Annotated in this window: 9 protein-coding genes; 5 read left to right on the plus strand and 4 right to left on the minus strand. The window is 35.6% G+C overall.

Annotated features, from left to right (window positions below; genetic code table 11):
* Window positions 1-6: 6 nt before the first annotated feature.
* Window positions 7-1,104: an Mrp/NBP35 family ATP-binding protein gene (locus tag CQA62_RS05365; protein WP_104723370.1), complete on the minus strand. Its 1,098-nt coding sequence runs from the start codon at window positions 1,102-1,104 to the stop codon at window positions 7-9.
* A 129-nt stretch (window positions 1,105-1,233) separates the two neighbouring features.
* Between CQA62_RS05365 and CQA62_RS05370 the strand changes: the two genes are divergently transcribed.
* From CQA62_RS05370 to CQA62_RS05385, 4 genes are read left to right on the plus strand one after another with little or no spacing between them, the layout of a single operon-like run.
* The gene (locus CQA62_RS05370; RefSeq protein WP_104723372.1) at window positions 1,234-2,388 is read left to right on the plus strand and encodes a bifunctional 2-C-methyl-D-erythritol 4-phosphate cytidylyltransferase/2-C-methyl-D-erythritol 2,4-cyclodiphosphate synthase; all 1,155 of its coding nucleotides are present in this window, start codon (window positions 1,234-1,236) and stop codon (window positions 2,386-2,388) included.
* The gene (locus CQA62_RS05375; RefSeq protein WP_104723374.1) at window positions 2,385-3,287 is read left to right on the plus strand and encodes a response regulator; all 903 of its coding nucleotides are present in this window, start codon (window positions 2,385-2,387) and stop codon (window positions 3,285-3,287) included. Before CQA62_RS05370 ends, CQA62_RS05375 begins: the two co-directional genes overlap by 4 nt.
* Window positions 3,256-4,422, plus strand: a complete 1,167-nt coding sequence (locus tag CQA62_RS05380) for a sulfate adenylyltransferase (protein WP_104723376.1) — start codon at window positions 3,256-3,258, stop codon at window positions 4,420-4,422. The genes CQA62_RS05375 and CQA62_RS05380 overlap by 32 nt, the downstream gene beginning before the upstream one ends.
* Complete coding sequence (locus tag CQA62_RS05385) at window positions 4,388-4,882, plus strand: phosphatidylglycerophosphatase A family protein (RefSeq protein ID WP_411681988.1); 495 nt, start codon at window positions 4,388-4,390, stop codon at window positions 4,880-4,882. Before CQA62_RS05380 ends, CQA62_RS05385 begins: the two co-directional genes overlap by 35 nt.
* A 3-nt stretch (window positions 4,883-4,885) precedes the next feature.
* Here the strand turns inward: CQA62_RS05385 and CQA62_RS05390 are convergent, their stop codons facing one another.
* Window positions 4,886-5,599 carry a hypothetical protein gene (locus CQA62_RS05390; protein WP_104723380.1) on the minus strand — a complete coding sequence of 238 codons (714 nt, stop codon included), beginning with the start codon at window positions 5,597-5,599 and terminating at the stop codon, window positions 4,886-4,888.
* 116 nt (window positions 5,600-5,715) lie between these two features.
* The gene (gene glyS / locus CQA62_RS05395) at window positions 5,716-7,758 is read right to left on the minus strand and encodes a glycine--tRNA ligase subunit beta (protein ID WP_104723382.1); all 2,043 of its coding nucleotides are present in this window, start codon (window positions 7,756-7,758) and stop codon (window positions 5,716-5,718) included.
* Window positions 7,759-7,825: 67 nt separating this feature from the next.
* On the opposite strand from glyS, the gene CQA62_RS05400 reads away from it, so the two are divergent.
* Complete coding sequence (locus CQA62_RS05400) at window positions 7,826-8,446, plus strand: hypothetical protein (RefSeq protein ID WP_104723384.1); 621 nt, start codon at window positions 7,826-7,828, stop codon at window positions 8,444-8,446.
* Here the strand turns inward: CQA62_RS05400 and CQA62_RS05405 are convergent.
* On the minus strand, window positions 8,443-13,881 hold the full coding sequence (locus CQA62_RS05405; RefSeq protein WP_104723386.1) for an autotransporter outer membrane beta-barrel domain-containing protein: 5,439 nt from the start codon (window positions 13,879-13,881) through the stop codon (window positions 8,443-8,445). The two genes, CQA62_RS05400 and CQA62_RS05405, sit on opposite strands and share 4 nt — an antisense overlap.
* Window positions 13,882-13,887 lie beyond the last annotated feature (6 nt).

A 13,887-nucleotide genomic window follows, 5' to 3' on the forward strand; every position in this document is an offset into this window, starting at 1 on the left:
GATAATTTAATGTAAATGAGAATGATCTTGTGTAGGCTGAATAGAAGCATTATCCACACCACCCCTACTCTCTACCTCATCAAGAAATGCAAGAAGCTTTTGAGAAGCTTTTAGATACTCTTGGGCACTTTTGCTTGTAGGCTGAAAAAATGCAATAGGCTTTCCGCTATCCCCTCCTTCTCTAACCTGTGGCTCAAGAGGAACTTGTGCCAAAACTTCAGTAGCAAATTTAGTAGCCAATGCCCCTGTTGTTCCTTTACCAAAAATATCATACTCTTGTCCACAATTTGGACAAATAAATCCACTCATATTCTCAATAATTCCTGCAATAGGAATATTGAGTTTTTTAAACATATCTAAACTTCTTTCACTATCATCTAAACTCACACTTTGAGGAGTGCTTACAGTAATTCCTGCACTCACAGGCACACTTTGAGCCAAAGTAAGCTGTGCATCACCTGTCCCTGGTGGCATATCAATCACAAGCACATCAAGCTCACTCCAAAGTACATCCGTAAGAAGTTGCTCAATTGCTCTCATAATCATTGGTCCTCGCCAAATTAAGCTTTGCCCCTCCTCATACAATACACCCATGCTCATCATCTCTACCCCATAAGCTTTGAGGGGTGCAAGTTTTTTTAATTCTTCACTCACTTGGGGTCGTGTTTGATTAAGTCCAAGCATTCTGGGAATATTTGGCCCATAAATATCTGCATCAAGCAATCCCACTCTTTTCCCACTTTGAGCAAGTGCAATAGCAAGATTTACACTAGTTGTAGATTTTCCTACTCCCCCCTTCCCTGAACTTATCATGACAAAATGCTTAATTTGTGGGGCAATATTCTTTTTTTCTACTTTCTTTTCTTGCACTTGTGGGGTTTTAATCTCAACTAATACTTCACTTAATCCTAAGGGTTGAAGTGCTTTAAGAATAGAATCTCTAAGCATATTTGAAACTTCTGGTGAACTCGAAGGAATTTCAAGATAAATTTTTGCTCCATCATTTTCTAAAACAATGTTCTTTACAAATCCGAAGGTCAAAATATCTTTATCAAAATTAGAATATTTCACTCCTTTGAGCGCTTCTTGAATTTTTTCTTTCATTTCATTTCCTTTTGTAATATATCTTTATTTCTTTGCCCATTTTTGGAGCAATAATTATACAAAGCTTTTAAATATCTTGTAGAATAACTCAATTTAATAAGATTTTAATAACCTAGAGGGTAAAAATCAATGGAGTATAAATCACATTTTAAAGAAAATACAACATTAATTCTTTTGGGGGCTGGGGATTCCTCTCGTTTTTGCTCACAATCAAATCTACCTAAAAAACAATGGTTAAGAAGTGGTTGTGATCCTTTGTGGCTGAAAGTTTTAAATAAATTTATCCGCTTTGGTTTTAATAATATTTTTTTAACTGCATCTGATAAAGAATGTTTTTTTATGCAAAACTACACATCCTATCCTATTGTGTGTGGAGGAAAAACACGAACCCAATCCATTCTTAATGCTCTTAAAGAAGTTATAACCCCCTATGTGCTTATTAGCGATATTGCTCGTTACAATCCCCAAGAAGAAGTGATTAATTCTTTATTTAAAGCTTTAAGCAATGATCCAACTCTGTGTTGTGTAGCACCTTATCTTCCTGTCGTTGATACAACCTTTTGCTCTAAAAACGGCTATCTTAACCGTGATCATCTTAAACAAATCCAAACTCCTCAACTCTCTAAAACACAGATTCTTAAAAAAGCTTTGCAAAATGGTGATTTTGGCGATGAAAGCAGTGCAATTACTGCTCTTGGAGAAAAAGTGGGCTATATTCTAGGTTCACCGCTTATGAATAAACTCACCTATAGCTACGAACTCTCTTCTCTTACCCTTCCACCGCCTGATAAGATGAATTTTGTAGGACAAGGAATTGATATCCATGCATTTACTCCCAATAAACCTATGGTTTTAGGAGGTGTGCAACTCCCTTATGATTTCGGTTTTAAAGCTCATAGCGATGGGGATGTGCTCCTGCACTCAATCACTGATGCAATCTTGGGTGCAATAGGTGCTGGAGATATTGGAGAGTGGTTTCCTGATACACAGGAGAATTTTAAAAATGCAGATTCCAAGCTTCTTTTAAAAGAAGTTTTTGAATTTTCACGTGCTGTAGGGTATGAGATCATCAATCTTGATCTGAGCATTCTTGCCCAAACTCCTAAAATCTCTCCTCACAAAGATGCAATCAAATCCTCGCTCTCTACCCTCCTTCATCTTCCTAAACATGCAATTAATATTAAGGCAACCACAGGAGAAGAAATGGGCTTTGTTGGAAGAGGTGAGGGAGTTTGTGTTATAAGTTGTGTCAATATGCAATTTATTGATTGGAGCAAACAATGACTGTATTGGTGATAGAAAATGAGATTTATTTAGCTCAAAGTATTGCAACAAGATTAGGAAGTCTAGGTTATGAATGCCATATCGTTTCAACAATTCATGAAGCTATGCAAAAAGATAAATTTAATATTATTTTACTCTCTTCTAATGCCGGAGGATCACTTTGCGAAATGTTTATTCGCCAAAACTCTCAGGCTATTATCATTATGATGATTGCCTATGTTAGTGAAGACACTGTAACAAAACCTCTTAAAGCTGGAGCAAAAGATTACATCCTTAAACCCTTTATGATTGATGAACTTATAAGAAAAATTAATCATCAAAAAGACTATCTTAATCTGACACGCCAACTTATTTTTTATGAAGAATATTTTTCCTTCTTAGAAAGTGAAATAACATTAATGGATACAAGCAAATATCATCCACCCTTTGTGATTAAAAGCAATTCTCAAAAAGCAGTAGATGTTTATGTCATTAAATATGCAAAAGAAAGGAAGCTCGCCCTAAAATTTTCAACTCTTAAACTTTATCGCTGGAAAGACATATTGCAAAATATTTCCAAAGACATTACTTTATACATTACACATTCAGAGAATCTAAAAAAGAATGAATTTAAAGAATTATTAAATAAAATTTCTGGAAAAAATGTTATTGTATCAATTATTACTGATGAAGACATACAATTCCCTCAAGTTATTGATCTAGCCTATAATGAAAGTTTTTCGGATCTTGAGGGAAATATTCTCCCAATCAAGGAGTATGAAAAGCGAGTGATTCAAAAATTTGAAAATATTTATTCTGATGCAAAATTAGCAGAGAAAATGGGAATTAGTCGTAAGAATTTATGGGAAAAAAGAAAAAGGTATAGACTTGAACGAAAAAAAGAAACAGATACATATTGATCAAGAAGCCTTTTCTATCTTAGAAATGGTTAAAGAAGGGATTTTAACACCTGTCAATGGGTTAATGAATCAAGAACAAATTCAAGAAGTCAATAAAACGGGGCTTTTTAATGGATGCTCTTTCCCCTCCCCTTTGATTCTTAGCCCCAATGGGCGACGCAATCAAGAGGTAATGAAAAGCTTGCAAATTGGAGAAGAGGTTGATCTTTATGTGCAAAAAACCAAAGTAGGAGAAATGCTTGTTAAAGAAGTTTTTCCCATCAATAAAGATGAGCGTATCAAAAAGATTATGGGTGGGGATATGGGACATACTGATACTGCAAGAATTTATCAAAGACTTGGAAATTTTGGAATCTATGGAGATTACACTATTAAGAGTCAAAAAATTAATTCCATCAAAAAACTTATTGAAGAAAAAATTAAAGCTTTAAAAGCAAAAAAGATTTGTGGTGTGATGCTTAATGCTAATCCCATCCATATGGTGCATGAAAAAATCCTACAAGAAACACTTATGCACAATGATATGTTAATTATTTTTCTTCCCCACCACAATAGCTGGCTTCTCCCCTACCCTCTAAGATTAAAAAGTGTGCAATATGTGGTAGAAAACTTCTTACCCTCACATAAAATTCTTATTGTTCCGCTTGATTATACTTATCTTTTAGCAGGACAAAATCGGATGATTCTTAATGCTCTTATTTGCAAAAACTATGGTTGCACAGAATTTGTAGCAAGTCTTGGGAGCTCCGATCTAAGCACATTTTATGAAGGTAATCAAATCTGCACAATTATGGATCAAATCCAAGGAATAAACCTTGATATTAAACTTTTGAGTGAATATATTTATTGTGATACTTGTAACACCATTAAAAATACAAAAATCTGCCCTCATGGACCCCATCACCATATCGCTTATAGTTCTAAAAACTTTTTTGAGCTTTTAAAAATGGGAATTATGCCGCCAGAAGTTTTTATACGCAAAGAGGTCTCTGCTATGATTTTGGCCTATCTTTTTCCCAACCAACTCAAGAAGCTCAATAAACTTTATCAAGATTTAATGATACAAAATGGCCTCATTCAAGAAGAAGATGAAAAATTTTATGAAAGGCTCTCTGAACTCTGTCATGTCAAATAAAATACGCTTTTGTTTTCTTACACTTTTTTATAGTGGGCTTTCACCCAAAGCTCCTGGCACAGTTGGCACTCTTTTAGCCACTCTTTTAGCTCTTCCTATTGTTGCATTTTCGCACAATACACTTTTTTTACTCACACTTCTAATTGCAGGAATTGCAATTAAGGAAATTGATACTTATGAGGCTATGAGAGGGATTCATGATGATAAACATATTGTCATTGATGAACTTGTAGGAGTATGGATTGCTCTTGCAATCACACCCTTTTCTTGGATAAGCATTGTATTATGTTTTGCTTTTTTTAGATTATTTGATATTACAAAGCCTTCTTTAATTGGAATGATTGACAAAAAAATCAAGGGGGGGTTAGGTGTTGTCGGAGATGATGCACTTGCAGGGATTCTTTCAGGACTTTGTGTCAATGTCCTTTTTAAGCTCTATACCCTCATTGGAGGGGTTTAGAGATTAAAATACGATAGAGACAGAGGCTCCTAGGTTCATATAGTTATATTTTTTATTACTTGTTACTTCTTCTTGGCGAAGAACCTCATTCTCTGTGCTTCTCCAATCATTCTTTAGCTTCCCAAAGAGTGCATGGGCTTTAAGATTGATAATATTTGCGATTCGATATCCCAATGAAGCACCATAAACAACACCATGATATTGTGTGAGCATTTTTGCGTTACTTACACCATTGCCATTAAACTCTTCTTTAATACTATGATAAGAATATCCTACAAGTCCTGTAAGTTGAAATCCACCTACATCAATTCCCACACTCAAAGGAACAATTGCTCCCCATCCTAATACATCAGAAAAATTTCTATCAGTTTTTAAAGCATTGGAATATCCTGCTGCAGAGAGATAGAGAGGGAATTCAAAATTTACACCAAAAATCCCTCTTAATCCACCAGCAGTAGCAATTGTTGTAATAGAAGTTGCATAGCCAAAATCAAGTGAAACAAATTCACTTTTTCCAATTTTGCTCCAAGACCCTCCAATTGACCCTTCATTAAAAAGCATCCAACGTTGAACGCTCCCTGTAGCTTTTACACCATTAGTGATTGAACCTTTTTGAAGATTCTTTGCTCCATTGCTTGATGGTTTTTTTACTGGTGCTGCATTCAAAGCTCCAACCAAACATGTCGCTAAAACCAAACTAGTGCAAATCTTTTTCATCCTTACTCCTAAAAAATAATCTTAAATTTATAATTTCCTACAATATCGACCAAGAGTAGATTTTTTAAAACTCTAATTTTTGATCTTTATCAATGATTTAACCCACTCTTTGATGATTAAAAAGCAATTTCTTTAATATCTCCTACTTCTAAGAACATTTCATAAATTTCATAGATCAATGCCTTACGATTTTCTCTTAAAACTTCATTCTCAACATTGACCATCACATGGTCAAAAAATGCTTCAAGTGGAGTTTTGAGCGTAAAAAGTGCTTGAATATATTCTAAAATGTTCGCAAATTCTTGTTCTTTAATTCTATAGGCAAATTCTAAAAGCTCTCTTTCCTCTTTAACTTCTAATAAGTCTTTGCAAACTGCTTTAGCTTCCTTCATGTCTTTTGTAATATTTGCAACACGTTTAAATGTAGAGATCAAAGCCTCCTTATCACTCCCTTCAAAGACTTCATTTAATGCAAGAGCTTTTTTAATAATGCCTCCTAATTCTCTTTCTTTTCCAGCAATCACGCTCCGCAAAATTGAAGCATTAATTTTAATGACACCCTCAATTCTCTCTAATAAAAACCCCCACACTCTCTCTATATCAAAGCTTGTATAAGAACAAAGTCTTGCCATCTCTTGTAAAGCATGCAAACTTAAAGCAATATTTTGCTCATTAATAATTCTAATAATCGCATTTCCAGATCGTCTAAGCGCAAAAGGATCTTTTGAGCCACTTGGAATCTTGCCTATACTAAAGAGCGCAAAAATACTATCAAGGCGATAGGAGAGTGCAACAATGGAGCTAAATTTATCACTAGGCAATCTATCCCCCTCTCCATTAGGAAGGTATTGCTCTGCTATACTTTTTGCAATTTGCTCATCTCTTAGAGGGACGCCTTTTTTCATCTCTTCAAGTGCATAATACTTACCCATCACTCCCTGAAGTTCTGGGAACTCTCCTACCATTTCACAAAGAAGATCAGACTTTGAAATTTTTACAGCCTCTAGCAATCTCTTTAAGCAATCAGGATTGCATGCATTATGCGTAAAAAGATACTCTGCAATCTTGCTTTCACGTTCTACCTTATCTGCAATGCTCCCAAGCCCCTCAACAAAAGAGATCCTGCTTAAATCATAACTTTGCAATGGTCTCTTAAGGTCATTATGATAGAAAAACATTGCATCACTCAATCTTGCTCTAAGAACTTTTTGATTTCCCTTAATAATTTGTTCGACGGATTCACTCATGGAGTTAATCACTACAATAAAACCATTATAGAGTTTGCCCTCTTTATAAATAGCAAAGTAACGTTGATTTTCTTTCATTGAAGTGATAATCACCTCTTGGGGCAAACTTAAAAATTCTTCATCAAACACTCCCAATAGGGCTCTTGGATACTCAGTAATGGCCACCACCTCTGCCAAAAGCTCCGCATCAATTTCAATTTCAATTTTGTATTGCACCTCTAGGGCTTTAAAATCTTTTAAAATCTTACTCTCTCTTTGTTTAGGATCAAGGGTTATACCATTTTCTAAGAGAATACTCTTAAACTCTTCAATGCTCTTAAACTCTCTGGGCTCAAATCCACAATCACGATGCACAAAAGTTTCAAGCCTACTTCTAATCCCAAAGATTTCAAACTCTATCCCTTTCCCTCCAAACAACACTGCAATATTACGAATAGGCCTAATAAAACTCTCACTCAAATCCCCCCATCTCATACTTTTTCCAAAATTTAAAGACTCTAACCACTCTTTAATCATATTGGGTAAAAGCTCACAACTCTTCCTTCCCTCTTTTACTCTACTAAAATAAAGCACTTCTTTGCCCTCTTTATTTATTGTAGAAATTTCACCTTCCCCACATTTTTTTACAAATCCCTCTCCTGCCTTACTCAATCCCTTGCTCTTATCTGCATCAATATAAGCAATCTCTACAGGAGGACCAAAAAGCTCAATATACTGATCTTCTTGCTTAAGTGGAAATTCCCTGCAAAGTAAAACCATTCTTCTTGGTGTATAAAAAAATTCAAATTCACTGGATAAAAAATATTCTTCAAGCTTCTTATTCCATTTTTGCAAAATATTTGGCTCTTCTTTAAGAAAAGGAATAGCTGGAAGCTCTTCACTTAAAATCTCTATTAACACTTCTGTTTTCAAAAACTATCCTTTGTGTCGATATTTGGCTTTTTTTAGTGATAATTTTATCTAAACAAAAAGGCTTAAATTGAAAAAAATTCTGCTATTTTCTTGCATTTTATGCGGATTCTTGGTGCTTTATGCAAACACTGATGATCCTTGTATAAACATCCAAAAGTTTGATAAAGATCAGCTTCAAACCATTCGCTATGCCTACCATTATGGGAAAAACCATGATCTAGGCTATACAATGGCTGCAATTGCATGGAAAGAATCTTGCGCAGGATTGTATCGCATCAATTTTGATGACCCTTCTGCTGGAATCTATCATGCTTATCTTCCTAATGTCATTAAACGTCATTACAAAAAGCAAAACACTTCTTTTAGACGCAATATGGTTGCAGAACGGCTTATTCGTGATCTAGAGTTTGCTAGTCAAATTGCATTAGAGGAACTTTTATATTGGAAAAAGATTAGAAAGAACAATTGGAAAGCTATGATTAAATCCTATAACAAAGGCTTTAGCTGGGAGAAAAATCGCACACGTAATCAAATGGCCCAAAACTATTATGAGGATATTGCCAAAAAGATTGAAATCTTACAAAATTATTTTGAAAAAAACCCCCAAATGCTTCAGCCCATTAAAAATCTTAAAAAGCCTAATTTCACTCAAAGCATAGAGCAAATTAGGCTTTTAAGTGAGCACTAGAATTTATATCTAATTCCCACATTCCAGTTAGTTGAAACCTCTTTACTTTGTAATCCTACCTTTACTCCTGCTCCACCACTTATTGCAATATTCTCGCCCACATTTCCCTGACCCCCAAGATATACTGACATTGCTGTATCCACAGTGTAAGGGAGATTGTATCCAATACTTGCAGATCCCACAAATCCAATTTTAGTGCCACTTCCATCATTAAGTAAGCCTTTTTCAAGCATAGGAAGAAGGAAAATATAATTCTCTCCAAAATATTTCCTCATTTCCACTCCCATATTCACCCCTAATTGATAAGTAGTTAAAGAATTTATTCCAATCGCTGCTTCTCCATCTCCTCTTCCCTCAGAATTGATCACCATTGCAAAATTAATCCCTCCAAAGGGGCGGAAATAATAAGGACTTTCTTTTTCCCCTACATTAAAGACATAGCCATAACGTGCTTCAATATTTGTGGTATAGAAATTATAATTAATGCTCTGTTTAAGCATTTGAGCCACATAAGAGTTTGTTGCACCATAATCAATAGAGGCTGTATTTAAACCAATGCTCTGAGAAGCAATCAAATCAACCTCATTATTCTCAAAACTCATACGAGAGTAAAAACCTAAAGAAACATTATGAGAATTGTTGGTTGTAAAATTTGCACTATAGGCACCATAACCATAACCAAAATAAAATCCGAGTAAATAGTTTTTCTGCTCCCCTAAGAGGGTATCATATCCTCCACTAAAGCCATAAACACTCACATTCCCTAAAGTTTTAGAAAATCCCATTGCTCCATCAAAACTTACCCATAGCTCACCCTCTTTAATCCCACTCTCTTCTTCTAATAAAATCTCATCATCATTGCTTGCATAAGCTACACCTATAGCACGTTTAAGCAATTTAGCAACTTCAAGCTTAGCAAGATAGGGATTTTTTGCTCTCACCATTCGATTTTCTACATTAATTGCCTTAACCATATTCAGCCCATTAGCAATTTTATGAGAAGCGTATAAACTATCATTAAGCCCAATAAATGCCCCCGTTACATACTCTAAAGTATTGGCAACAATTTCAACATTTCCATTAGAGATATAAAGTGCCATACCTGTTTTAAGAGGATTATCTTTTGAGTTCATAATGGATTGAATGACTAAGGCATTATTTCCAGAAGAAAGAAGAGACTGCATTTGTGCTTTTTTATTTGGGTCTTTAATGCTCTCTAAAAGTTGGGTTACATCATTTTGAGTGACTTTAAGATTGAGCATCAAATCCTCTACAATCTCTTTACCCTGCAGATCTGTGCCATATTTGAAATAAGGAGTAAGAGAGATAGAGGAAAAGGCTCCAAGGCTACTTTTTACATCTTCTAAAGTAATATTTCCATACTCTGCGCTAGAAATCTTTTTCTTAATCCCGCTATTTGTATCAATCAATATAATCCCCCCCTCACGTAATGCAAAAAGAGAATCACTCATTGTACTTGTTTGTGATGCTTGGGTAAGAGAGAGAGTAATGAGCGAAGAAGTGTCTTGAGATTCAAAAAGAATCGATTCTGCAACAACTTGCCCAAAAACCCCTTTTCCCAAAGGCTCACTTGGAGTGATATAAGGCACTGAAGCACTTAAAGCAATGCTATCATTTACTCTAAGTGTAGCAAGTCTAGAATTACCCCCTTGTGCTCTTAGCACCCCAGCATCTCCTACACTCACCTTCCCCACCTTTGTGCTAGAGTTAATGCCCTTAAGACTCAAAGTCCCTTGGGTGCTTGTAAGATTTACCCCATTAATATCTAGATTTTTTGCCTCAATTACACTCTCACCGCTTGAGGTAATACTGCTTTTGGCTCCAAATCTAAGCTCTGCATTTTGCCCCTCTTTATCCACATATTTAAAGCCCCCATTTTTAAGTGTCAGATCTGTTGTGATTTCTAAAGGATCTGTGCTCTGCTGTGCTTGAAATGTAAGCATTCCCCCTGTAGAGCTTAGGGCATAATTGCTCTGATCCTCCTTGGCATTAAGTGTGAAAGTATCTGCGATGATAGAAGAGTTTCCATAAGAAGTCAGATGATCTTTAAATGTAAGAGAATTATAACCTCCATTCTTTTTGTATTCAAAAATTCCTCCTGCCCCATTTAAAGGAGTTTCCTCACTTCCTAAAGTGATTGCCCCAAGGCCACTGCCTGCACTCTCTTCTGTGAGTGTGAATACACCATCATTTACCTTAAGAGAGTAAAGCCCACTCTCTGCAACCTTAATACTCTTTATACTCAGTGATGAAATCCCACTAGAGGTTAGAAGTGCATCAGCCCTAAGAGTAATTTCAGCTTGACTTGAATCTTGTTTAATCTGCAATTTTCCACTCTCAAGAGTGATTGAGTTAATAGTTCCAGAAATAGCATTTCCATTACTTGAAGTAGTTTTATCCACAAGAAGCAATCCTTGTGAGTTATCACTATTGCTTACCTTAATATTGCTATTTTCAAAACTGAGTTTATTCTCTGCAATACTTGCCTTACCTGTGGCCTCTATATCATGAAGCTTAAGAGTGACTTGAGCTCCACTTGTATTTCCATTATTGGTAGCAAGAAGCTTAGTTTCAGAGGATCCAGCAGAGTCTCCAAGTAAGTAAGTTGTTCCTATTACATCAATTTCACTCATACTTGAATCGCCATTGAGTGTGAGTTGTGCATTTTGCACCTTAATAAAAGGAGAGGCAATGAGAGTATGATCCCCCTCTTTTAACTCCTCAAATTTAAAAGTCTTTGCCTTAAATGTATAAGTGGAGGAATGATTACCATTGCTTCCAATAATACTCAATCCTCCTCCCTTAAAAGTCAATCCCAAAGTATTGTCACTGAGTTTTTTTGCTGTGCCATTAGTAATTTCAATATCGACATTTGAAGCCCCACCATTTCCTCTCAAATCAAGGGCAATCTCTCCCCCAATAGCAAAATTCTCTTCACTCCCGCTAGTTGCTTTAAGTACAAGACTTCCTTTAGTGCTCTCATTTCCAATCAATAAATCCACACCAATGCCTTGCTCATCTCCATAAACAAACTTACTGGCCTCTATTGTAGAAGTTCCTAAAATATTGATTGAACCCTTTGTTGAGAGATTGAGGGTATTAAAATTATTTCCGCCATTATCATCAATAATCTTGGCGTCAAGGGAAACATTTTTAAGTGTAAGATTAATTGGAAGCAGATGAACCCCCCCATTTCCTGCATACAATTCTACCTTTGATGAGCTCCCATCGCTAAAAGTAGTATTAGAGAAATTAAATGCCCCACTGCTTGAGAGTTGTGCTGAAGGATTCCCCTGCTTCATTTCTAGAAATTTTGCATCAATTAGACCATCTCCATAGGCAAAAAGCCTTAATTTTGTCCCTGATGCACTTGTAGCAAGATCAATCTCTTGATTTTGGAATATAAAGCTTGAAGCTCGAAAATCTACCGCACTAGGATTAGCACTCCCTGCATCAATTTTAACATAGGCTTGTTGATTTTCTTCTAATCCTTGGGAGGCAAGAGTGAGGGTATAAAATCTTGTTTCTCCATTTGCTTGATTTCCAATAAAGAGTGTTGAGGCATTAGAGTTTGAGCCTTGAGTGATGAATAATCCTTTGCTTCCATTTGTATCTTTTGCTTCTGTCCCTATGATACTTACATCTCTATCACTCATCACAACGATATTCTCTAATGTCACCTTTCCTTGAGTAATCAAGGAAGAGGATTGGAGAAAAAGAAGATTTTTACTCATATCAGAGCTTTTGCCCTCTATCTTTGATCCATTCTCTCCACCATTAAAAGTAATTCCCCCACTTCCTGCCTTTAAAATCAAGGTGGTTTTCCCACTCCCAGAATTCTCTAAACTCATATCTTGTCCATTTAAGACAATCCCACTTCCCTCAAGTGTAGCTGTTTGACCATTTAAAACCTTGATACTTCCATTACTGCCATTTTTTGTAATGTTTAATTCTGAAAGCTCTGCATTATGATTAATGCCTTGTAAAGTGGCATTTGAGAGGGTGATTGAAGTATTAGTGATTTGAGATTCTATGGCCTGGAGAGTAAGATCTGTAAGTGTGAAATTATTTGTTGCAATCTTCTCTTTTGCACTCACTCCAATTTTTACAGATCCTTGAAGACCAGTAGTACTTAAATTTAAGCTATCCCCTAAATTAATCACTTTTCCCACAAAATCAAGTGTCCCCTCACCTGAAAAACTATGATTGCCTGTAATGCTAAGTGTCCCCTCATCCCCTACGCTAATACTGTTATGGCTTTTAAGTGTGATTGTGGAGGGATTACTCGTATCACTATTTTTAAGTGTTGAAGTTGATGAGAGTTTGATGCTTGTATTCTCTAAGCTAAGTTTTCCCATGTTTAAATCAAGGCTACTCACACTTGTGCTCTCAAGAGTAATATTTTTAAAATTTGCATTTTTAAGATCAATGGCACTAAAGCCTTCAATCACAAGCTTTCCGATTTCACTTCCTTGAGGAATCTCAGAGTTTGAAATATTACTAGGGTCTTGATTGCCAATCTCTCCTGTAATACTCACCTCCTTATTGCTATCCCCCAATGTCAATGTACCACTATTATTTGTGCTTTTAAGTGCAAGGATTGAAGGGGTAGTAGTAATTTTTCCATCTTGTTTGCTTACAAGATTTTGCAAAGTAATATCTTGATTTGTGATTGTAAGATTCTTGACTCCTGAATTAATTTCTGCACTACCTTGAATGAGGATTGAGCCATTTTTTTGATCTTGAGAATTAGCAGTGATCGAGAGATTTGAAATAGAAGTAATCTTTGACCCCTCTTTCATCATTATCACTCCATTATTAGTGAGTGTATCTTTGACCTTAAGCGTGGAATCACTTCCCTCAAGCACAATTCCCCCATTATTACTAAAAGTATCTATATTAGAAACATCAAAGACTGAACCTATTCCAAGATAAAGATTTGAAATCACTTTAACATCACTAAAGCTTTCAAGCAATAAATTAATATCACTGCCAATTGTAATTTTATTGTTTGGTGCAGAGTTTTGTCCTATAAGAAGAGTTTTAAGAGAACTGCCATCTTTAGCAATAGTGATTTTAGCTTGAGTCTTGCTCTCACCACTTGAGGCAACATTATTTCTAATTGTAAGTCCATCACTTAAAACAAGATTTTGTGCTGTGCGTGAATCATCTTTGAAGCTAAAAGTTAAGTCATTGGTTTTTAAATTAAGATAGCTTGTGCCTCCACTCCAATCTACTCCATAGACTGCCTTTTGATCAAGGTCCTGTTGAGATTGATCTCTTTGAACTTGTGAATTTTTGGGCTTTGTTACATTAAGACTTGTTGAATTATTCCCAAAATCTGCGATTAAATCTGTATCTGCACATAATGCTTGAGAGAGAACTAAACTCAATGCAATATAACTTTTTCTCACATCTCA

It is taken from the genome of Helicobacter cholecystus (assembly GCF_003364215.1).
GTDB classification, from domain to species: Bacteria; Campylobacterota; Campylobacteria; order Campylobacterales; family Helicobacteraceae; genus Helicobacter_G; species Helicobacter_G cholecystus.

What these genes read in the sequence shown, in the direction of transcription:
- CQA62_RS05365 (WP_104723370.1), bottom strand. Translation starts at nt 1,104, where the DNA reads ATGAAAGAAAAAATTCAAGAAGCGCTCAAAGGAGTGAAATATTCTAAT.
- CQA62_RS05370 (WP_104723372.1), top strand. Translation starts at nt 1,234, where the DNA reads ATGGAGTATAAATCACATTTTAAAGAAAATACAACATTAATTCTTTTG.
- CQA62_RS05390 (WP_104723380.1), bottom strand. Translation starts at nt 5,599, where the DNA reads ATGAAAAAGATTTGCACTAGTTTGGTTTTAGCGACATGTTTGGTTGGA.
- CQA62_RS05385 (WP_411681988.1), top strand. Translation starts at nt 4,388, where the DNA reads ATGAAAGGCTCTCTGAACTCTGTCATGTCAAATAAAATACGCTTTTGT.
- CQA62_RS05375 (WP_104723374.1), top strand. Translation starts at nt 2,385, where the DNA reads ATGACTGTATTGGTGATAGAAAATGAGATTTATTTAGCTCAAAGTATT.